This is a genomic window from Rhodoferax sp. BAB1, from assembly GCF_013334205.1.
Taxonomy (GTDB): domain Bacteria; phylum Pseudomonadota; class Gammaproteobacteria; order Burkholderiales; family Burkholderiaceae_C; genus Hylemonella.
This window is the reverse complement of record NZ_CP054424.1, coordinates 3,259,865-3,278,530: the sequence shown is the minus strand read 5'-3', so window position 1 is coordinate 3,278,530 and position 18,666 is coordinate 3,259,865. Positions and strand designations below refer to the sequence as shown.

Sequence of the window (18,666 nt, the reverse complement as noted above, 5' to 3'; positions counted from 1 at the left end):
CCTCAGACAAAACGGAAATTCAACGGACCGAGAGGGCCGTAGTCGGCCTCGAACAGGTCGCCGGCCTTGCCGGGCACCGGGCGCGTGAAGGAGCCGGCCAGCACGATCTGCCCGGCTTCGAGATGTTCGCCCCAGGGGGCCAGCTTGTTGGCCAGCCAGGCGATGCCGATGGCCGGGTGGCCCTGCACGCCGGCGGCCAGGCCGGTCTCTTCCACCACGCCGTTCTGGCGCAGGATGGCGCCGACCCAGGGCAGGTCCACCTCGGTTGGCTGGGCGCGCGCGGCGCCGACCACGATGCCCGCGTTGGCCGCGTTGTCGCTGATGGTGTCGTAGACCTTGCGCATGACCTTCGTATGGCGGTCGAACTGCTCGATGCGCGCGTCGATGATCTCGATGGCCGGGGTCACGTAGTCGGTGGCGGCGATCACCTGCGCCTGCGTGACGTTCGGGCCCTTGAGCGGCGCCTTGAGCACGAAGGCCAGTTCCACTTCCACGCGCGGCGCAATGAAGCGCGAAGCCGGGATGTCCAGCACCTGGCCTGGCGTGCAGGTATACAGCATGGAGTCGAGCAGGGTGCCGTAGTCGGGCTCGTCGATCTGGCTGGACTGCTGCATGGCGCGCGAGGTCAGGCCGATCTTGTGGCCGATGACCTGGCGGCCCGCGGCGAGCTGCAGGGCGACCCAGGCGCGGCTGACGCGGTAGCCATCCTCGATGCTCATGCCGGCAAAACGCCTGGAGAAATGCTCCAGTTGCGTGCGCGTGTCCTGCGCCTGCTGCAGTTCGGCGGCCAGTTGTTGGGTGAGTTCTGCAGTGAAGGCGCTCATTTGAAGAGAGGATGCAGGTTGCTGTGCTTGGCGTCGAAGACCTCCGGGCCTTCGTCGATCTGCAGCGTGACGCCGATGTGGCGCTGCGAGAAGAGGGGCTGGAAATGCGCCTTGGTGGCCATCAGCAGCGCGTCACCCGCGCGCTTGTGGACCGCGGGGGAGCGACCACGGCCCATGCGCAGATTGAGGTAGACGAAGGCGTAGTCGCCGCTGCCGCCCGCTGCCCTGCCGGCCGTGCCGTCGTCGGCCACGGCATAGTGCGCGGCCGGGTAGGCCAGCACGCGCGTGCCGCCGGTGGGGAAGACCGGCTTGTCGTTCTCGTCGTGTTGCACCAGCATGACGTCGGCCAGGCTGCGGCACAGCGCCGTCATGTCGGTCTCTTTTTCGAGGTTGTTCGTGTAGAGGATGACGAGGTGAGGCATGGCGTACTCTCAGAGACGGGGAAAGGCGCGGTAGCCGGTGGCACTGGAGGCCTGGGCCGCCGGGATGGCGCGGCCCTGCACCGGCAGCACCGGGAACACGGCATTGAGCTGGCCGGTGCCGGAAGCGCCGAAGTAGGGTGTGAGGATCTCGGCCCGGCCCGTGTATTCGGACCAGCCCAGCGCGCCCAGCAGCATGGCCGTGTCGTGCATGAAACCCTCCCCATGGCCCTTGCTGGCGTACTCGGGCAGCATCTCGCAGAAGGCCGGCCATTCGCCGCCCTGCCACATGCGAATGACGTCGCGGTCCAAACGTTCGAGCAGCGGGCTCCAGATCTTGTGCGCGTACTCGGGCGCCAGACCGTTCTGCGCGAAGCGGTGGCTGAGCGAGCCGCTGGCGAAGAAGGCGACGGTGCCGTCGTAATGCTCTTCCACCGCGCGGCGCATGGCCCAGCCCAGGCGCGCGCTGTCGTTGAGGTAGTGCACCTGGCACAGGGCCGAGACCGAGATCACCTTGAAATGCTGGTCCTCGTTCATGTAGCGCATGGGCACCAGGGTGCCGTACTCGGGCGCCAAGGTGGTGGCCGGATGGGCCAGGGTCTCGACGCCGTGTTCGCTGCAGACTTTCGCCAGCAGCTGGCCCAGCGCCGGGTTGCCCGGGAATTCGTAGGCCAGGTTGCTGATGAAGTGCGGCAGTTCGTTGCTGGTGTACAGGCCCTTGAAGTGCGGCGCGCAGTTCACGTGGTAGTTGGCGTTGACCAGCCAGTGCGTGTCGAACACCACGATGGTGTCCACGCCGAGTTCGCGGCAGCGCCGGCCGATTTCCTTGTGGCCGTCAATCGCGTCCTGCCGCGTGCCCAGTCGCGGGCCGGGCAGCTCGCTGAGGTAGATCGAGGGGACGTGGGTGATTTTGGCGGCCAAGGCGAGCTTACCCATGAATGGTCTCCTGGACTCGTGGCCCGCCCCTGGAAGGGGAGGGTCGGGGTGGGGTGAGTGTCATGACACCCCTGGTGGGGAAGGGCTTCATGCCCTTCCCCAGTGTGGGATGTGGTGATGGCCCATGCTCACCGCGACGTTCTTTGGCTCCAGGAACACCTCGTAGCTCCAGGTGCCGCCCTCGCGCCCGGTGCCGCTGGCCTTGGTGCCGCCGAAGGGCTGGCGCAGGTCCCGCACGTTCTGGCTGTTGACGAAGCACATGCCGGCCTCGATGGCGCCGGCCACGCGGTGCGCGCGGCCCAGGTTCTCGCTCCAGACATAGCTGGAGAGGCCGTATTGAATATCGTTGGCCAGGCAAATCGCGTCGGCTTCGTCCTTGAAAGGGATCAGGCAGGCCACGGGGCCGAAGATCTCTTCCTGCGCGATGCGCATGCGGTTGTCCACGTCGGCAAACACGGTGGGCCAGACGTAGTTGCCCTTGTTCACGCGCGCCGGCAATTCGGGTGCGTAGGACGGGCGATCCAGCCCGCCGCACAGCAGCGTGGCACCTTCCTTGGGGCCGAGTTCGATGTAGCTGCGTACCTTGGCCAGATGCTTGGCCGAGATCATGGGGCCGACGATGGTCGCATCAATCTGCGGGTCGCCCACGGTAATGCGTTTGGCGCGTTCGGTGAACTTCTGCACGAAGTCCGCGTAGATGCTTTGCTGCACCAGGATGCGGCTGCCCGCGGTGCAGCGCTCGCCGTTGTTGCTGAAGATCATGAAGACCGCGGCGTCGAGCGCCCGGTCCAGGTCCGCGTCGTCGAAGATCACGAAGGGGCTCTTGCCGCCCAGCTCCATGCTGAACTTCTTCAGGCCCGCGGCCTTGACGATGCGGTTGCCGGTGGCCGTCGACCCGGTGAAAGAGATGGCGCGCACGTCCGGGTGGGCGCACAGCGGCTCGCCGGCTTCCTGGCCGTAGCCGTGCACCACGTTGAGCACGCCGGCCGGGATGCCGGCTTCCAGCGCCAGTTCGCCCAGGCGTGCCGCGGTCAGCGGCGAGAGCTCGCTCATCTTGAGCACGGCGGTGTTGCCGAAGGCCAGGGCCGGCGCCACCTTCCAGGTGGCCGTCATGAAAGGCACGTTCCAGGGGCTGATCAGCGCACACACGCCCACGGGGTGGAAGAGCGTGTAGTTCAGGTGCGTGGGCGTGGGGTAGGTGTGGCCGTCCACACGCGTGCACATCTCGGCGAAGTAATGGAAGTTGTCAGCCGCGCGCGGGATCAGCTGCTTGCCGGTCTGGGCGATGACCTGGCCGGTGTCGTCGGTCTCCATGCGCGCAATCTCGGGCACGTGCTGCGTGATCAGGTCACCGAGCTTGCGTATGAGTTTGGCGCGCTCGGGGGCGGGCAGGCCGGCCCACTTGGGGAAGGCATCCTTGGCGGCGGCCACGGCCGCGTGCACTTCGGCCGCGCCACCGGCGGCCACTTCGGCCAGCACTTCCTGCGTGGCGGGGTTGACGGTTTCGAAGTAATCGACGCCGGCGACCGGCTTGCCCTTGATGAGGTGGTTGATGACGGTGTTCATGCGGTGCGGATGGTGTTGACGAGGGCGCCGAGGCCCTCGATCTCGGTGACGATGACATCGCCGGGCCGGCAATCGACGATGCCGTCGGGCGTGCCGGTCAGGATCAGGTCGCCGGGGTTGAGTGTCATGAAGCTGCTGAAATACTCGATCAGATAGGGCACGTTGAAGATCATGTCGCGCGTGTGGCCCGATTGCGTGAGCTTGCCGTTGACCGTGGTGCTGAGCGCCAGGTTCATGGGGTTCGGAACATCGGTCGTGTCAACGAGCCAGGGCCCCAGCGGCGTGCAGGTGTCGCGGTTCTTCACGCACAGGTTGGGGCGGTACCAGTTCTCCAGGTAGTCGCGGATGGCGTAGTCGTTGGCCACCGTGTAGCCGGCGATGTAGTCATAGGCGTCGGCGCGTCGGACCTTCTTCGCTGTCCGGCCGATCACCACGGCCAGCTCGCATTCGTAGTGCATGTAGTCCACACCGGCCGGGCGCACGGTATGCGCGCGGTGACCGATCAGCGAGCCTTCACCCTTGATGAAGACCAGCGGCTCCTCGGGGGCCTTGAAGGCGAGCTCTTTCGCATGGTCGGCATAGTTCAGGCCCAGGGCCAGCACGGTGCGTGGCCAGGGTACGGGGGCCAACGGTGGCAGCCAGGTCACGGCATCGAAGTCGACCAGACGCCCATCGGCCAGCAACAGACGACCATCGCGCTCGGTGGCGTCGTGGATGGCGCCGTCGCAGGCGACACGTGCGTGTTTCATGCCTGCTCCTTCACCAGCGTGTTCGTCAGCACGCCCAACGCCGGTACGCCGCCGGCACGGATCTCGATGCGCTGTCCAGCGCGCGCCAGCGGCCGCTTGGCCCCCAGGCCCAGCAGCAGCACGTCGCCGTGGCGCAGGGTCATGAACTCGCTGACATCGGCGATCAGCTGCGCCGCCGGGCGCAGCATGCGCCCCAGGTCCACGGTCTGCTGCAGCCGGCCGTCGATGCGCACCTCCAGCCGCAGCCGGCTCGGGTCGCCCACTTCATCCAGTGTGGCGCAGCGCGGCCCGATGCCAAGGAAACCGTCGAGGTTCTTGTACTTGACGGGCGGGCGGTAGTAGCTGGCGTGCGGCAACGAGAGGTCGTTGACCAGCACGTAGCCGGCCACGTGCTGCAGGGCGCCGGTGGCGGTGACCTGGTGCGCAGCGGTGCCGATCACCAGGGCCAGGCTGGCACCGACTTCCACCTCGGGCGCGTGGCCGGGTACCGAAATGGTGGCGTCGCAGGCGCTCCAGGTGTTGGCCGTCTTCACATAGAGCACCGGCGCCTTCGGCGGCGCCTTGTAGGGGGGCTCGCTCATCCGCCCAGCCCAGCTGTCCCACTCATCTTTCGAGTTGAGCAGCACGCCGTAGACGGTGCCGGCAGACCAGACAGGCGCCATGCTCATGCCGGTTCCTCCAGGGCGATCAGTTCATCGAGCAGCCCGTAGAGCTGGCCCAGTTTTTCCTTGCCCAGCGACTTTTCCATCCAGGCGTAGTGCGCCTCGATGCTGTGCGAGAGCGTGTCCACCAGCCGGCGGCCCTGGTCCGTGGCCTCGACCACGGTGCGGCGCTGGTCGGTGGCATCGCGCGCACGGCGGATCAGGCCGTCGCGTTCCATGCGCGTCAGCACCCCGGTCAGGCTGGGGCCGAGGATGTAGGCCTCGCGCGCCACCCTGCCGGTCTCCACCACGCCGTGTTCGCCCAGCACGCGCAGCACACGCCACTGCTGGTCGCTCAGGCCGTGGGCGCGCAGGCCGGGGCGGGTGTGCGCCATCACGGCTTCGCGCGCCTGCAGCAGCAGGCGGGGCAGGTTGCGGTGTCGAAAGGACGTGGACATGGGTCGGCCTTGATTTATTTAATATGTTAAATGTTTTGCGGCCGTGTTCAAGCCCGGTCGGCACCCACAGGCCCCGGACTTACCCGGGCTGTAAGTTCATACAGTATTCGGGTACGATGCACGGATGGCGAAAGACAAGACCATCTACACCTGCAACGAGTGCGGCGGCATCAGTCCCAAGTGGCTGGGCAAGTGCCCGCATTGCAATGCCTGGAACTCGCTGATCGAGTCCGTGGCGGAGAGCGCCGCGCCGACCAAGAATCGTTTTGCCGCGCTCGCGAAAACCGCCGAGGTGGTCGCCCTGGCCGACATCGAGGCTTCCGATGTGGAGCGCACACCCACCGGTCAGGACGAACTGGACCGGGTGCTGGGCGGCGGCATCGTCGAAGGCGGGGTGGTGCTGATCGGTGGCGATCCGGGCATCGGCAAGTCCACGCTGCTGCTGCAGGCGCTGGACGCGCTGCAGCGCGCCGGCCAGAAGACGCTCTACGTCACGGGCGAAGAAAGCGGCGCCCAGGTCGCCCTGCGCGCGCGCCGCCTGGGGCTGGACGGCTCGCGGGTGCAGGTGTTGGCCGAGATCCAGCTCGAGAAGATTCTGGCCACGCTGGATGCGCACCAGCCGGCGATAGCCGTGATCGACTCCATCCAGACCGTGTATTCCGACCAGCTCACCTCCGCGCCCGGTTCGGTGGCCCAGGTGCGCGAATGCGCGGCCCACCTCACGCGCGCCGCCAAGGCCAGCGGCACGGCCATCGTGCTGGTGGGCCATGTCACCAAAGAGGGTGCGCTGGCCGGCCCGCGTGTGCTGGAGCACATGGTGGACACGGTGCTCTACTTCGAGGGTGATACGCACAGCAGCTTCCGCCTGATCCGTGCCATCAAGAACCGCTTTGGCGCCGTCAACGAGATCGGCGTCTTCGCCATGACGGAGAAGGGCCTGAAGGGTGTGAGCAACCCCAGCGCCATCTTCCTCTCTCAACATGCCGAGCCCGTGCCGGGCAGCTGCGTGATGGTCACGCTGGAAGGCACGCGCCCCATGCTGGTGGAGATCCAGGCGCTGGTCGACAGCGGCGGGCCGTCGCCCCGGCGCCTGTCCGTGGGCCTGGACCGCGACCGCCTGGCCATGCTGCTGGCCGTGCTGCACCGCCATGCCGGCGTGGCCTGCCTGGACCAGGACGTGTTCGTCAATGCCGTCGGCGGCGTGCGCATCAGCGAACCGGCGGCCGATCTGGCGGTGATGCTGGCTATCACCTCCTCGCTGCGCGGAAGGCCCCTGCCCAAGGGTTTCCTGGCCTTCGGCGAAGTGGGCCTGGCCGGCGAGGTGCGGCCCGCGCCGCGCGGTCAGGAGCGCCTGAAGGAAGCGGCCAAGCTGGGCTTCAGCGTGGCCGTGGTGCCCAAGGCCAATGCGCCCAAGAAGGCCATCGAAGGCCTGACCATCCACGCGGTGGAGCGCGTGGAAGAGGCGCTGCAGGTGCTGCGCACGCTGGAGTAGGGCCTGTTCCTACAATCCTGTGCATTGAATGCTCAGGAGCTGTCATGTCCAACCTTACCCTCGCCATCGCCCGTGACCTGATCGACCAGGCCATGGCGCATGCCGAACAAAACTTCAAGAAACCGGTCTGCGTCTCGGTCTGTGACGCCACAGGCCTGCTGCTGGCTTTTGTGCGCATGGAGGGTGCACCGCTACGCAGTGTCGCCATCTCGCAAGGCAAGGGTTACAGCGCGGCGCGTTTGGGCGTCACCACCCAGGCCGTGCTGGAGCGTCTGCACCGCGAGAACATAGCGATCGGCTACTTTTGTGACCCGCAACTCACGGCCCTGCCCGGCGGCTCGCCGCTCAAGGACAAGGACGGCGTGCTGCGCGGTGCCATTGGCGTCAGCGGCCTGACCTCGGCCGAGGACCAGCAGGTCACCGACTTCATCGCTGCCAAGTTCGCGGCATGAAGCAAGTCCGTTTACCTTCGGGTGAACTGGTGCCCGCCCTGGGCCAGGGCACCTGGTACATGGGCGAGGACCGCAGCGCGCGCCAGGCAGAGGTCGCGGCTCTTCAGATCGGCCTGGACCTGGGCCTGACGCTGATCGACACGGCCGAGATGTACGCCGAGGGCGGGGCCGAAGAGGTGGTGGGCGAGGCGTTGGCCGGGCGGCGCGAGCAGGCCTTTGTGGTCAGCAAGGTCTACCCGCACAACGCCTCGCGCTTGGGGGCCATCGCCGCCTGCGAGCGCAGCCTCAAGCGTCTGAAGACCGATTGCATTGATCTCTACCTGCTGCACTGGCGCGGCCAGCACCCGCTGGCCGAGACCGTCGAGGCCTTCGAAGCTTTGCAGCGCGTCGGCAAGATTCGCCACTGGGGGGTGAGCAATCTGGACCTGGACGACATGCGTGAGCTGTGGGACGTGCCTGGCGGCTCGGCCTGTGCAGCCAACCAGCTGCTCTACAACCTGGGCCGCCGCGGCATTGAGTGGGCGTTGTTACCCTGGCTACGCGAGCGCGGCATGGTCACCATGGCCTATTCGCCCATCGAGCAGGCCCGCCTGTTGCGCCAGCCGGGGCTCAAGGACTTTGCGCGCCGTCACGGCGTGACGCCGGCCCAGGCCGCGCTGGCCTGGCTGCTGGGGCAGGAGGGGATGATCGCCATCCCCAAATCGGCCAGCGTGGCCCATGTACGTGAGAACGCAGCGGCGGGCGGATTCACGCTCGAAGCTGTGCAACGGGCCGAACTCGACCGCCTGTTTCTCCCGCCTGCCGGGCCCTCGGCTCTGGACATGCTCTGAGACAATCGGGGCATGCAACTACAGAAAATCCTGATCCCTATCGGCGCCGTGGTGCTGGTCGTGGCCGGCTACCTGGGGGGGGCTGGGCTGGCGTGGCGCTGGCCGTGGGTGCCCTGACCTTCTGGCTGATGCTGCACTTCACGCGCCTCATGCATGTCCTCAAGCGCGCGGCCGACAGCCCGCTGGGTTATGTGGGCAGCGCGGTCATGCTGCAGGCCAAACTCAAGCCGGGCATGACGCTGATGCACGTGATAGCCATGACGCGCTCGCTGGGTGTGCAGCTCAGCCCGCTTGGCAGCCAGCCCGAGCAGTTCCGCTGGACCGATCCTTACGAGGCCTCGGTCACCTGCGACTTTGCCGACGGCAAGCTGCTGCGCTGGGAGTTCTGCCGCCCGGACGCGACCGACCCCGGCTCCACCACCATGCCGGGCCTGCCGCCGGCCCCGTAAAATCAGAGTTTTGGCCCGGCCGAACGGGCAGCCCCTACTTAGGAAAGAACCGATGAGCCCCCTACCGACCTCGATGTCCGACCGCGACGGAAAAATCTGGATGGACGGCCAGCTGGTGGAATGGCGTGACGCCAAAATCCACGTGCTGAGCCATACCCTGCACTACGGCTGCGGCGCTTTCGAGGGCGTACGGGCCTACAACACGGTCAACGGCACGGCCATCTTCCGCCTGCAGGAGCACACCGAGCGCCTGTTCAACAGTGCCAAGATCCTGCGCATGAAGATCCCCTTCAGCATGGAGCAGGTCAACGAGGCGCAGAAGGAAGTGGTGCGTGCCAACAAGCTGGAGAGCTGCTACCTGCGTCCGCTGACCTGGATCGGCGACAAGAAGCTGGGCGTCTCCCCCAAGGGCAACACCATCCACCTGATGGTCGCGGCCTGGGCCTGGGGCGCCTACCTGGGCGAAGAGGGCATGAAACGCGGCATCCGCGTCAAGACCTCCAGCTATACCCGCCATCACGTCAACATCACCATGACGCAGGCCAAGGCGGTGAGCAACTACACCAACTCCATCCTGGCCAATATGGAAGCCACGGACGACGGTTACGACGAGGCCCTGCTGCTGGATTCGTCCGGTTTCGTCTCCGAAGGCGCGGGCGAGAACATCTTCGTCATCAAGAACGGCGTCATCTACACCCCCGACCTGTCGGCCGGCGCGCTCAACGGCATCACGCGCAACACGGTGTTCCACATCGCCAAGGACCTGGGCCTGGAGATCGTGCAAAAGCGCATCACGCGCGACGAGGTCTATATCGCCGACGAGGCTTTCTTCACCGGCACCGCCGCCGAAGTGACGCCGATCCGCGAGCTGGACCGTGTCGAGATCGGCAGCGGTTCGCGCGGCCCGATCACGGAGAAGATCCAGAGCGCCTTCTTCGACATCGTCAACGGCCGCAATCCCAAGTACGCCCACTGGCTGACGAAGGTTTAAGGAACAAAAGATGAGCAAGTCCACCATCGAACTGCTGGCCACGGACCTGAACGCCCAGGGGGGTGTCTACTGCCCCAGCCCCAAAGCCGACATGAAGCTCTGGAACAGCCATCCCAAGGTCTATCTTGACGTGGGCCATACCGGCGAAGCTAAGTGCCCGTATTGCGGCACGGTTTACAAGCTGAAGGCCGGTGAGCATTTCGCCGCGCACCACTGACACCAAGGGCCGCGACACCGCGGCCCTTGTCATTGCGCCGCAATGGATCGGCGACGCGGTCATGACGGAGCCTTTGATGCGCCGCCTCGCCGCGCGCGGCGAGCGGCTCACCGTCGGGGCCCTGCCCTGGGTGGCGCCGGTCTACCGGGCCATGCCCCAGGTGGCCGAGGTGATCGAATTCCCCTTTGCGCACGGTGGCCTGCAGCTCAAGGCGCGGCGTGCGCTGGCCCGGCAGCTCGAAGGCCGCTTCGGCGTGGCCTACGTGCTGCCCAATTCCCTCAAGAGCGCGCTGCTGCCTTTCCTGGCCAGCATCCCCAGGCGCGTGGGTTATCTGGGCGAGGCGCGCGTGGGCCTGCTGACGCACCGTCTGAAAAACCCGTCCAAGGGCAAACGCCCGCCCATGGTCGCCTTCTACTCGGCCCTGGCTGGCGAACCCGGCATCGAAACCGACCGCCCGCAGCTGCAGCTGGCCCCGGCCCAGATCGATGCCGTGCTGGCGGCGCAGGGATTGGCACGCGGCGGCTACTACGTCTTCGTCCCTGGCGCCGAGTACGGCTCGGCCAAACGCTGGCCGGTGGCGCGGTATGCCGAACTCGCCCGCTCGCTGGATGCGCCGGTGCTGGTGCTCGGTTCGGGCAAGGAGGCACCCCTGGGTGTCGAGATCTGCGCCCTGGCCGCAGGGGCCGACTGCCGCAACCTGGCAGGGGCCACCAGCCTGGCCGAGGCCTTCTGCCTGATCGCCGGTGCGCGCCGGGTCATCAGCAACGACACCGGGCTGATGCACGTGGCCGCAGCCCTGGACGTGCCCCAGGTGGCGATCTTCGGTTCCAGCAGCCCCGAGCACACGCCGCCGCTGAGTGCTTTAGCTCGCGTGCTCTGGCTCAAGCAGGACCCGGCCTACCAGCCCCCGCTGGACTGCGCCCCCTGTTTCGAGCGCGAGTGCCCCCTGGGCCATCTGCGCTGCCTCAACGACATCACGGCTGATCGCGTGCGCGCTGCGCTCTGACGGCGCGGCCCAGCCGAAAAAAAAGCCACCCTTGCGGGTGGCTTTGAAAAGTCCTCGAAAGGACGTCGTTGGGATCGGTAGCCTGCCCCCTCTTGTTGTCTGGCCGGGGGACTGGCAATAAGCTTGAAAACTTGACTGTGACAGCAGTACGAAGGCAAATATAGCGAGCTGGCTGCCTCAGGCATATCCCACAAATTGGGGATATGGCGCCAGAAGTGTCGCGAAATAAGACATTCAGGATGCGTTTTCACGCGGCCCGGGCTTGCGGGCCGGCGTTGAACAGGGCTTCGAAGGCCATATCGAAGGCCTCGGGCCGGGAATCGGAGATGAACAGGCCGAACTGGTCCAACTCCACGACATACATGGTGAACTGGCTCAGCAGGTTCTGCTCGACCTTCAGGCCGCGGTAGCTCTGGTGCCGCGTGACGAGGGTCGAGCGGTCAGGCTGCGGTGGACGGGTGTGGGCGGTGTTCATGGTGCGTTTCCCCTGGTCAGTCGTAACCATAGGAAACAAGGGCCGATTGCGCCAGTCCCCAGGGGGGCGCCGGCGTGCGGTTTTTCACGCCCGGGGCATTTGCCTGAGGTGCGGGCTCAGCCGGCCAGCGGCAGGCGCAGCAAGAAGCAGGCGCCGCCGCCCGGGCGCTCTTCGCAGTGCACCGTGCCGCCGTGGCGCTGGGCGATGGAGCGCACCAGGGCCAGGCCCAGGCCCACGCCACCCTCGCGCTCGGAAGCACCGGGCAGGCGGAAGAAGGGCTCGAAGATGCGCTCGCGCAGGGCTAGCGGCACGCCCGGCCCCTGGTCGCAGACCCGGATCTCGACCTGTGCCCCCTGGGTCTGCAGGGTCAGGCTCACGGCACCACCGCCGTGCCGGCGGGCGTTTTCCAGCAGGTTGCGCAGGGCGCGGCGCAATAGCCGGGACAGGCCGGTGACCAGCACCGTGGTGGTGCCGGGGGGCGCTTCCAGTTCGGCACCGGTACGGGCGCATTCCTCGGCGCACAGGCCGACCAGCTCCACCGGCTCCAGCGGGCCCAGATCGTCGGGGCTGGCGTCCAGCCGGCTGGCCAGCAGGATCTCGTCGATCAACTGGTCGAGTTCGTGGATATTGCGTGCGATTTCAGCGTGGGTGGCCGGGCTGGGCTGGACCTGCATCAGTTCCAGGCCCATGCGGATGCGCGCCAGCGGGGAACGCAGTTCGTGCGAGGCATTGGCCAGCAGGGCCTTGTGCGAGAGCAGCAGGGCCTGCACGCGGGCGGCGGCGATGTTGAAGCGTTGCGCCAGGAAGGCCACTTCGTCCTGCCCGTCCTCGGGCAGGCGGCGCGACAGATCGCCTGCGCCCCAGCGCTCCACACCCTGCTGCAGGGTTTCGAGCCGTTTGGTCAGGCGCCGCACGATGGGATAGGCACCCAGCGCCACGGCGGCGGCCACGAGGATCAGCATGGCCAGCAGGTTGTAGGGCGGACGCCACCAGGAGGGCGCAGGCTGCGGGGGCGGGCGGTTGCCGGGCCGTGGCAGCTGCACGTAGACGGTCTGCCCGTCGCGCAGGGGCACTTCGAACTCCCAGCCCTGGCCTGGCACGCGGTTGCCACGGGCCTGGGCCTGGCCCAGTATTTCGCCCTGGGCGTTGCGCAGCACGATCTCGCGGCCCGGGCGCTGGGCGCGTTCGCGCTCGGCATCCTGGCGCCAGATCCAGCCGAAGATCAGCGTCAGCAGCACGATGGTGGCCACCACGGCCAGCCAGATGCGGATGGAGAGGCGCTGGGCCAATGGTGTGGACATGTCAGTCCTGTTGGCGGGCAAAGACGTAACCCACGCCGCGCACGGTCAGGATGCGCTTGGGGGCTTTGGGGTCGGCTTCGATGGCCGCGCGGATGCGGCCCATGTGCACGTCGATCGAGCGGTCGAAGGCTTCCAGTTCGCGCCCGCGCACGGCTTCCATGATCTGGTCGCGCGTGAGCACGCGCCCGGCGCGCTCGGCCAGCGCGACCAGCAGGTCGAACTGGTACGAGGTCAGTTCGCTGGCCTGGCCGTTGACAGTGACGGTGCGCGCGTCGCGGTCGATGGCCAGCGAGCCGAAGCGCAGCTGGCTGGCCGGTGCCGGGCCGTTGCCGCCGCGGCGGCGCAGCACGGCACGGATGCGCGCCAGCAACTCGCGCGGCTCGAAGGGTTTGGCCAGGTAATCGTCGGCGCCCATTTCCAGTCCGATCACGCGGTCCATGGGGTCGCCCTTGGCGGTGAGCATCAGGATGGGGGTCTGCGCCAGGGCCGAGGGCAGGGCGCGGATGCGGCGGCAGATTTCCAGCCCGTCCATGTCGGGCAGCATCAGGTCGAGCACCAGCAACTGGGGCGCCGGATGGGTAGCCTGCAGCCGGGCCAGGCCTTCTTCGCCGCTGCCCGCGATCTCCACGCTGTAACCGGATTGCGCCAGGTACTCGCTGACCATGGCGGCCAGGCGGGCGTCGTCTTCGATCATCAGCAGGGGCTGGCTCATGTCAGCAAGTCTATCGCTCATGTCGCCATGGTGGGGGCGCGCGGTCAGCCGCGCTTGTCGCGGCTGTAAAGATAGGTAAACGCCTCAGTTGCGGGCCCGCTGGGCAGCGCGTGCCGCCAGCCCCACCAGCAGCAGCACGGGCAGGCCCAGCAAGGCGGTGGAGACGAAGAACTGGCTGTAGCCGTAGGCATCCACGTACTCGCCCGAGAAACCGGCGATGAATTTGGGCGCCAGCAGCATCATGGAACTGAACAGGGCGTACTGCGTGGCCGAGTAGCTGATGTTGGTCAGGCTGGAGAGGTAGGCGATGAAGGCCGCCGAGGCGATGCCGCTGGAAAGGTTGTCGGCCGAGATCACGAAGATCAGCGCCGTCACGTCATGCCCGCGCGAGCCCAGCCAGGCGAACAGCAGGTTGCTGGCCGCGCTGAGTACGGCGCCCAGCATCAGCACACGCATCACGCCCAGGCGCATGGCCAGTACGCCGCCCACGAAGGCGCCCACCAGGGTCATGATGACGCCGTAGATTTTGGTGACCGCCGCCACCTCGTCCTTGCTGTAGCCCATGTCCACGTAGAAGGGGTTGGCCATGATGCCCATGACCACGTCGCTGATGCGGTACACCGCGATCAGCGCCAGGATCAGGCCGGCCTGCCACTTGTAGCGGCCCAGGAAGTCGGTAAAGGGTTCCACCACGGCACCCTGCAGCCACTCGCCTGCGCTACGCGCCGGCGGCAGTTCATGCCGCCTGGGTTCGGACGAGAACAGCACGGTCAGCACACCGGGCAGCATGCTGGCGGCCATGACCAGGTAGGCTGTGGCCCAGGCGGCGTTCTGGTAACCCGTGGTCTGGATCTCGGCGCGCGCGGCCAGCCACAGCACGCCGGCGCCGGCCCAGATCATGGCCATGCGGTAGCCGGTCTGGTAGGCCGCCGCCAGCGCGGCCTGGCGCTCGGCCCCGGCCGATTCGATGCGGAAGGCGTCCAGCGCGATGTCCTGCGTGGCCGAGGCGAAGGCCACGATCAGCGCGCACCAGACCACGGCTTGCAGACCATTTTGCGGATGGCTCAGGGCCATGCCGGCCAGCCCGGCCATGATGGCTGCTTGCGAGAGCAGCAGCCAGCTGCGGCGCAGGCCCAGCCAGCGGGTCAGGCCCGGCAGGGGCAGGCGGTCCACTAGCGGCGCCCAGGCCCACTTGAAGGCATAGGCCAGGCCGACCCAGCTCAGGTGGCCGATGGTGGCGCGGTCAATGCCGGCCTCACGCAGGCGAAAACTCAGTGTGCCCAGCACCAGCAGCAGGGGCAGGCCGGCGGCGAAACCCAGGGCCAGCATGCGCAGGGTGGCGGGTTCGAGGTAAACGCGCAGCGTGTCGGCCCAGGAGGGCTTGAGTTGGCCCGGTCCGGGCGCACTTGGTGTCATGCGGGGAATAATAAGCGCAGCACGTCGTACACCTCTACATCCATGATCGACATCCGACCTTTCCTGATCCGGCGCCTGGCCACGGTGCTGGCCGGCCTGTTGTTGGCGGCAGGCAGCCATGCGGCGCCCGAACGCGAGGGGGTGGACGTGGGCAGGAACTCGGCCTTCACCAAGCTGGCCCCGGCGGAGGAGGTCGAGCGTATGGCTTTGCAGCAGTACCGCCAGCAGTTGTCCCAGGCCGCCGAAAAGCGCGCTTTGGCCCCGCCCGACCACCCGCAGCTCAAGCGCCTGCGCGCCATCGCGCAGCGCGTCATCCCGCATGCCCTTGCCTGGAACCCGCGCGCCAGGGACTGGAAGTGGGAGGTCAACCTGATCGGCTCGAAGCAGATCAACGCCTATTGCATGCCCGGCGGCAAGATCGCCTTCTACACCGGCATCCTGGACCAGCTGCAGCTCAGCGACGATGAGGTGGCCATGATCATGGGACACGAGATTGCCCATGCCTTGCGCGAGCATGCGCGTGAGCGCATGGGCAAGAGCGCGGTGACCGAGGGGGTGGCGAGGGTCGGGGGCGCCGTGCTGTCCGCCTGGCTGGGCATCGACCCGCGCCTGACCGACGGGGTGGCGCGTGGTGGCGCCAACCTGGCGGTCCTGAGCTTCAGCCGCAGCGATGAGAGCGAGGCCGACCTCGTGGGCATGGAACTGGCGGCGCGTGCCGGCTACGACCCGCGTGCCGGCGTGACGCTGTGGCAGAAGATGGGCGCCGCCAGCAAGGGGGCACCACCGCAGTGGCTGTCCACCCACCCCGCGGGCAAGACGCGTATCGCCGAGATCGAGCAGAACCTGCCCAAGGTGTTGCCGTTGTACGAGCGGGCCCGCCGCGAGGGCCAGCGCCGGTAATAAAAATCGGCAAGCCCGGGGCGACTGCTCAGTAGCGGTAGATCAGGCCCAGGGACACGCTGGGCAGGTAACGAAAGCCCAGCGCGCCATTGCTCTGGGTCCGCCAGCCGTCCAGGCCAATGGCGGAACTGCTGGCCCCGCTGCTTTCCAGGTCGCTGGACAGGGTACCCAGTGCAACACCCATGTCGGCGTAAACCCCCAGCCCCTTGCTGGCCAGGCCGTGCTGGCCGTAGCCGATGCCCAGGTAGGTCGAGGCGGTCTGGGATTTCGGACGCAACTGGTAGGTGCTGGCCCCCAGGCCGGCCCAGGCACTGCCCAGGCTGTTGGCCGACAGGCCGGCTGGCGTGTCGCCGAAGCTCAAGCCGCCAACCAGGCGGAAACCGCTGCTGGCGAAGGGAAACCAGTCCGCATAGAGGCTGGCCCGGCTGCTCTCGTAGTCGGGGCGCGGGCCTTCAGAGCCTGCCCACTTCAGGCCCGGGCTGTAGTCGCTGCGCAAGGTCCAGCCGCCGCTTGACGGCTGGGCATGCCCCAGGCTGTAGGGGCTGGTTTGCAGGGATTGAGCCGACGCGGAGCCAGCCGTCACGGTAAAGACGGCCAACGCCAGCAGTGCGGCGCGCAGCGGATTCATGAAAAGTCCTGAGTTTCAAACTGGATTTGATTATTCAGGATATCGGGCCGGCCGGTGGTTTACTCAAGTGCCGCTCATGGTCTCTGTGCGGCATTGCAACATGGAGGAAAAGACAGTAGCAGGCGCTTACGTTCCGCCCACGAAAGGATTGGTCTGGCGCTCGCGGCCGAAGGTGCTTTCCGGGCCGTGGCCGGGGATGAAGACAGTGTCGTTGCCCATGGGCCACAGTCGCTCGGTGATGCTGCTGATCAGGTCGTCGTGGTTGCCCTGGGGGAAATCGGTGCGCCCGATGGAGCCGGCAAACAGCACATCACCGACAAAGGCGCGCTGCGCCTCGGGCGAGTGGAAGACCACATGGCCGGGGGTGTGGCCCGGGCAGTGCCGTACGTTCAGGGTGCAGTGGCCGATGCTGACGGTGTCGCCATCCTGCAGCCAGCGGGTGGGGATGAAACGTTCCGACTGCGGGAAACGGAACATGCGGCTCTGCTCGGCCAGCTGGTCGATCCAGAACTGGTCGCCCGGGTGCGGGCCGATGATGGGCAGGCCCAGCTGGCGGGCCAGCTCGGCGGTGCCGCCGGCGTGGTCGATGTGGGCATGGGTCAACCAGATGGCCTTGAGCGTGAGACCCAGGCGGGCGGCGGTGGCGGTGATGCGCGGCAGGTCGCCGCCGGGGTCGATGACCGCAGCTTCCATGGTCTCGTCGCACCAGACGATGGAGCAGTTCTGTTCGAAAGCGGTCACGGGGACGGTCTGGTACTTGAGCATGGCCGGGCAGCAGGGGGGCGGATGAAGAAAACGGTATTTTGCACGGCAGCGTCACGTTATGCCGGCAAAATGCTGCCCATGAATGTGAACGTGTCTGCCGAAACCACCCGCCTGCTGCCTGACGATGACGCGCTGCGTGCCATGTTGCACAACGAGGTGCACGCGCGTCCGTCGGCCCGTATCCGCCTGCCCGCCCTGGTCGTGTACGTGGCCGTGCTCAACGAAGGCATCAGCCGCGAGCAGGAGTGCGAGCACCTGCGCCGCTTGCCCGGCCAGCAGGAGCTGACGCCCGAGCGCCTGCAGGGCAACTTCCTGCGTCTGCGCTTCGAGGGTTACACCGTCAAGTGGGAGCGGCACACCGAGTTCACGCGCTATTCCATCGTGCAGCCGCTGCCCGCGCATGCGCACCTGGGCGCCAGCGACCCCGAGCTGCTGTCCGCCCTGGTGGTGGCACCGCAGTGGTTGCGCGAGATACCGGGCCGTACCATCGCCGCCATCAAGCTGGCCATGGTGCACGGCGACCTGACGACGCCCGAGGCGACCATGGCCCAGGCGCGTGCCTGGTTCGGCGGCCATCCCCTGGTGGCCTCGGTCATGGGCAACAACGGCCACTCGCTGGCGGTCACCGATTTCCAGCTGCGCGACAGCGGCTTCGAGCGCCTGCTGGTCATCGCGCCGCCAGCCACGAGTGAAACGCGTGCCGGCCGTGTCTCGCAGCGCCTGCTGGAGCTGGAGACCTACCGCCTCATGGCCCTGCGCGGCCTGCCCGTGGCCAAGGGCCTGGGCCCCATGCTGAGCGAAGCCGAGCGGCAGCTGGCCGACATCACGGCGCAGCTGGAGAACAAGTCGGCCTCCGAGCAGGCCTTGCTGGACACGCTGGTGTCGCTGGCCGGTCGGGTCGAGCGCGCCACGGCCGAGCACGACTACCGCTTCTCGGCCACGCGTGCCTATGACACCCTGGTGGGGCAGCGCCTGACCGAGCTGCGCGAGCAGCCCGTTTCCGGCACCCAGACCCTGGGCGAGTTCCTGCAGCGCCGCCTCTCGCCGGCCATGGCCACGGTGGTGGCCACTGCGCAGCGCCTGGCCTCCTTGTCCGAGCGCGTGTCGCGCGCCAGCGCCCTGCTGCGCACGCGTGTGGACATCGCCACCGAGGTGCAGAACCAGCAACTGCTGGCCAAGCTCACACGCGGACAGGAACTGCAGTTGCGCCTGCAGTCCACCGTGGAAGGCCTGTCCATCGCGGCCATTTCCTACTATGTGGTCAGCCTGCTGCTCTACGCGGTCAAGGCCGTCAAGGCGGTGGGTGTGCCGCTCAATGCAGAGGTGGCCGTTGGCGCGCTGATCCCGCTGGTGCTCTGGGGGGTGTGGCGCACGACACGGCGTATCCACCAGAGGCTCCACGCAGGTCGCTGAAACGCCGGTCGGCCCTCGCCGGTGCC

22 protein-coding genes are annotated in these 18,666 nt (G+C 67.4%); 9 read left to right on the top strand and 13 right to left on the bottom strand.

The genetic code is table 11. The annotated features are described in order from the left end of the window. Positions 1-2: 2 nt before the first annotated feature. From hpaH to hpaR, 7 genes are all read right to left on the bottom strand, one after another. Positions 3-824, bottom strand: a complete 822-nt coding sequence (hpaH, locus tag HTY51_RS15910; protein WP_174253638.1) for a 2-oxo-hept-4-ene-1,7-dioate hydratase — start codon at positions 822-824, stop codon at positions 3-5. Continuing rightward, on the bottom strand, positions 821-1,246 hold the full coding sequence (locus tag HTY51_RS15905; RefSeq protein ID WP_174253637.1) for a 5-carboxymethyl-2-hydroxymuconate Delta-isomerase: 426 nt from the start codon (positions 1,244-1,246) through the stop codon (positions 821-823). Before HTY51_RS15905 ends, hpaH begins: the two co-directional genes overlap by 4 nt. Before the next feature lie 9 nt (positions 1,247-1,255). Next, a complete protein-coding gene (hpaD, locus tag HTY51_RS15900; protein WP_174253636.1) occupies positions 1,256-2,179 on the bottom strand; it encodes a 3,4-dihydroxyphenylacetate 2,3-dioxygenase in 924 nt (307 codons plus the stop codon). 87 nt (positions 2,180-2,266) lie between these two features. Continuing rightward, positions 2,267-3,745, bottom strand: a complete 1,479-nt coding sequence (gene hpaE, locus HTY51_RS15895; RefSeq protein WP_174253635.1) for a 5-carboxymethyl-2-hydroxymuconate semialdehyde dehydrogenase — start codon at positions 3,743-3,745, stop codon at positions 2,267-2,269. After that, the gene (locus HTY51_RS15890; protein WP_174253634.1) at positions 3,742-4,494 is read right to left on the bottom strand and encodes a fumarylacetoacetate hydrolase family protein; all 753 of its coding nucleotides are present in this window, start codon (positions 4,492-4,494) and stop codon (positions 3,742-3,744) included. Before HTY51_RS15890 ends, hpaE begins: the two co-directional genes overlap by 4 nt. Beyond that, positions 4,491-5,162 carry a fumarylacetoacetate hydrolase family protein gene (locus HTY51_RS15885; RefSeq protein ID WP_174253633.1) on the bottom strand — a complete coding sequence of 224 codons (672 nt, stop codon included), beginning with the start codon at positions 5,160-5,162 and terminating at the stop codon, positions 4,491-4,493. Before HTY51_RS15885 ends, HTY51_RS15890 begins: the two co-directional genes overlap by 4 nt. Next, positions 5,159-5,593, bottom strand: coding sequence for a homoprotocatechuate degradation operon regulator HpaR (gene hpaR, locus HTY51_RS15880; protein WP_174253632.1), 435 nt, complete (start codon positions 5,591-5,593; stop codon positions 5,159-5,161). Before hpaR ends, HTY51_RS15885 begins: the two co-directional genes overlap by 4 nt. A 124-nt stretch (positions 5,594-5,717) precedes the next feature. Between hpaR and radA the strand changes: the two genes are divergently transcribed. The 7 genes from radA (at position 5,718) to waaF (ending at position 11,030) form a co-directional block, all read left to right on the top strand. Next, positions 5,718-7,085: a DNA repair protein RadA gene (gene radA, locus HTY51_RS15875; protein ID WP_174253631.1), complete on the top strand. Its 1,368-nt coding sequence runs from the start codon at positions 5,718-5,720 to the stop codon at positions 7,083-7,085. A 44-nt stretch (positions 7,086-7,129) separates the two neighbouring features. Beyond that, positions 7,130-7,537, top strand: a complete 408-nt coding sequence (locus tag HTY51_RS15870) for a heme-binding protein (RefSeq protein ID WP_174253630.1) — start codon at positions 7,130-7,132, stop codon at positions 7,535-7,537. After that, positions 7,534-8,367 (top strand): aldo/keto reductase, encoded by an 834-nt coding sequence (locus HTY51_RS15865; RefSeq protein WP_174253629.1) that lies wholly within the window; start codon positions 7,534-7,536, stop codon positions 8,365-8,367. Before HTY51_RS15870 ends, HTY51_RS15865 begins: the two co-directional genes overlap by 4 nt. Before the next feature lie 104 nt (positions 8,368-8,471). Further along, positions 8,472-8,816, top strand: a complete 345-nt coding sequence (locus HTY51_RS15860; protein WP_254606906.1) for a glycerate kinase — start codon at positions 8,472-8,474, stop codon at positions 8,814-8,816. Between the two features lie 52 nt (positions 8,817-8,868). Next, on the top strand, positions 8,869-9,807 hold the full coding sequence (locus HTY51_RS15855) for a branched-chain amino acid transaminase (protein WP_174253628.1): 939 nt from the start codon (positions 8,869-8,871) through the stop codon (positions 9,805-9,807). Between the two features lie 10 nt (positions 9,808-9,817). Then, positions 9,818-10,024, top strand: coding sequence for a zinc-finger domain-containing protein (locus HTY51_RS15850; RefSeq protein ID WP_174253627.1), 207 nt, complete (start codon positions 9,818-9,820; stop codon positions 10,022-10,024). 76 nt (positions 10,025-10,100) lie between these two features. Next, on the top strand, positions 10,101-11,030 hold the full coding sequence (waaF, locus tag HTY51_RS15845) for a lipopolysaccharide heptosyltransferase II (RefSeq protein WP_254606905.1): 930 nt from the start codon (positions 10,101-10,103) through the stop codon (positions 11,028-11,030). A gap of 247 nt (positions 11,031-11,277) precedes the next feature. Here the strand turns inward: waaF and HTY51_RS15840 are convergent, their stop codons facing one another. The 4 genes from HTY51_RS15840 to HTY51_RS15825 form a co-directional block, all read right to left on the bottom strand. Continuing rightward, the gene (locus tag HTY51_RS15840; RefSeq protein WP_174253626.1) at positions 11,278-11,505 is read right to left on the bottom strand and encodes a hypothetical protein; all 228 of its coding nucleotides are present in this window, start codon (positions 11,503-11,505) and stop codon (positions 11,278-11,280) included. Between the two features lie 116 nt (positions 11,506-11,621). Further along, a complete protein-coding gene (locus HTY51_RS15835) occupies positions 11,622-12,806 on the bottom strand; it encodes an ATP-binding protein (protein ID WP_174253625.1) in 1,185 nt (394 codons plus the stop codon). 1 nt (position 12,807) lies between these two features. Continuing rightward, entirely contained in the window at positions 12,808-13,518 is a 711-nt protein-coding gene (locus HTY51_RS15830; RefSeq protein ID WP_174253624.1) for a response regulator, read from the bottom strand. An 84-nt stretch (positions 13,519-13,602) separates the two neighbouring features. Beyond that, on the bottom strand, positions 13,603-14,934 hold the full coding sequence (locus HTY51_RS15825) for an AmpG family muropeptide MFS transporter (RefSeq protein WP_174253623.1): 1,332 nt from the start codon (positions 14,932-14,934) through the stop codon (positions 13,603-13,605). A 42-nt stretch (positions 14,935-14,976) separates the two neighbouring features. Here HTY51_RS15825 and HTY51_RS15820 point away from each other — a divergent pair, with 42 nt between their 5' ends. Then, positions 14,977-15,834, top strand: a complete 858-nt coding sequence (locus tag HTY51_RS15820; RefSeq protein WP_174253622.1) for a M48 family metallopeptidase — start codon at positions 14,977-14,979, stop codon at positions 15,832-15,834. Positions 15,835-15,862: 28 nt separating this feature from the next. On the opposite strand, the gene HTY51_RS15815 is transcribed toward HTY51_RS15820, so the two are convergent. Continuing rightward, positions 15,863-16,462 (bottom strand): hypothetical protein, encoded by a 600-nt coding sequence (locus tag HTY51_RS15815; protein WP_174253621.1) that lies wholly within the window; start codon positions 16,460-16,462, stop codon positions 15,863-15,865. 126 nt (positions 16,463-16,588) lie between these two features. Then, positions 16,589-17,227: an MBL fold metallo-hydrolase gene (locus HTY51_RS15810; protein ID WP_174253620.1), complete on the bottom strand. Its 639-nt coding sequence runs from the start codon at positions 17,225-17,227 to the stop codon at positions 16,589-16,591. A gap of 90 nt (positions 17,228-17,317) precedes the next feature. Here HTY51_RS15810 and HTY51_RS15805 point away from each other — a divergent pair, with 90 nt between their 5' ends. Next, positions 17,318-18,640 carry a DUF3422 family protein gene (locus tag HTY51_RS15805; protein WP_254606904.1) on the top strand — a complete coding sequence of 441 codons (1,323 nt, stop codon included), beginning with the start codon at positions 17,318-17,320 and terminating at the stop codon, positions 18,638-18,640. Positions 18,641-18,666 lie beyond the last annotated feature (26 nt).

Coding starts and splice junctions, on each gene's coding strand:
- HTY51_RS15885 (WP_174253633.1), bottom strand. CDS start 5,162: ATGAGCATGGCGCCTGTCTGGTCTGCCGGCACCGTCTACGGCGTGCTG.
- radA (WP_174253631.1), top strand. CDS start 5,718: ATGGCGAAAGACAAGACCATCTACACCTGCAACGAGTGCGGCGGCATC.
- HTY51_RS15890 (WP_174253634.1), bottom strand. CDS start 4,494: ATGAAACACGCACGTGTCGCCTGCGACGGCGCCATCCACGACGCCACC.
- HTY51_RS15855 (WP_174253628.1), top strand. CDS start 8,869: ATGAGCCCCCTACCGACCTCGATGTCCGACCGCGACGGAAAAATCTGG.
- hpaH (WP_174253638.1), bottom strand. CDS start 824: ATGAGCGCCTTCACTGCAGAACTCACCCAACAACTGGCCGCCGAACTG.
- HTY51_RS15870 (WP_174253630.1), top strand. CDS start 7,130: ATGTCCAACCTTACCCTCGCCATCGCCCGTGACCTGATCGACCAGGCC.
- hpaE (WP_174253635.1), bottom strand. CDS start 3,745: ATGAACACCGTCATCAACCACCTCATCAAGGGCAAGCCGGTCGCCGGC.
- HTY51_RS15830 (WP_174253624.1), bottom strand. CDS start 13,518: ATGAGCCAGCCCCTGCTGATGATCGAAGACGACGCCCGCCTGGCCGCC.
- HTY51_RS15820 (WP_174253622.1), top strand. CDS start 14,977: ATGATCGACATCCGACCTTTCCTGATCCGGCGCCTGGCCACGGTGCTG.
- HTY51_RS15905 (WP_174253637.1), bottom strand. CDS start 1,246: ATGCCTCACCTCGTCATCCTCTACACGAACAACCTCGAAAAAGAGACC.
- HTY51_RS15865 (WP_174253629.1), top strand. CDS start 7,534: ATGAAGCAAGTCCGTTTACCTTCGGGTGAACTGGTGCCCGCCCTGGGC.
- hpaR (WP_174253632.1), bottom strand. CDS start 5,593: ATGTCCACGTCCTTTCGACACCGCAACCTGCCCCGCCTGCTGCTGCAG.
- hpaD (WP_174253636.1), bottom strand. CDS start 2,179: ATGGGTAAGCTCGCCTTGGCCGCCAAAATCACCCACGTCCCCTCGATC.
- waaF (WP_254606905.1), top strand. CDS start 10,101: ATGCGCCGCCTCGCCGCGCGCGGCGAGCGGCTCACCGTCGGGGCCCTG.
- HTY51_RS15810 (WP_174253620.1), bottom strand. CDS start 17,227: ATGCTCAAGTACCAGACCGTCCCCGTGACCGCTTTCGAACAGAACTGC.
- HTY51_RS15825 (WP_174253623.1), bottom strand. CDS start 14,934: ATGACACCAAGTGCGCCCGGACCGGGCCAACTCAAGCCCTCCTGGGCC.
- HTY51_RS15835 (WP_174253625.1), bottom strand. CDS start 12,806: ATGTCCACACCATTGGCCCAGCGCCTCTCCATCCGCATCTGGCTGGCC.
- HTY51_RS15815 (WP_174253621.1), bottom strand. CDS start 16,462: ATGAATCCGCTGCGCGCCGCACTGCTGGCGTTGGCCGTCTTTACCGTG.
- HTY51_RS15850 (WP_174253627.1), top strand. CDS start 9,818: ATGAGCAAGTCCACCATCGAACTGCTGGCCACGGACCTGAACGCCCAG.
- HTY51_RS15840 (WP_174253626.1), bottom strand. CDS start 11,505: ATGAACACCGCCCACACCCGTCCACCGCAGCCTGACCGCTCGACCCTC.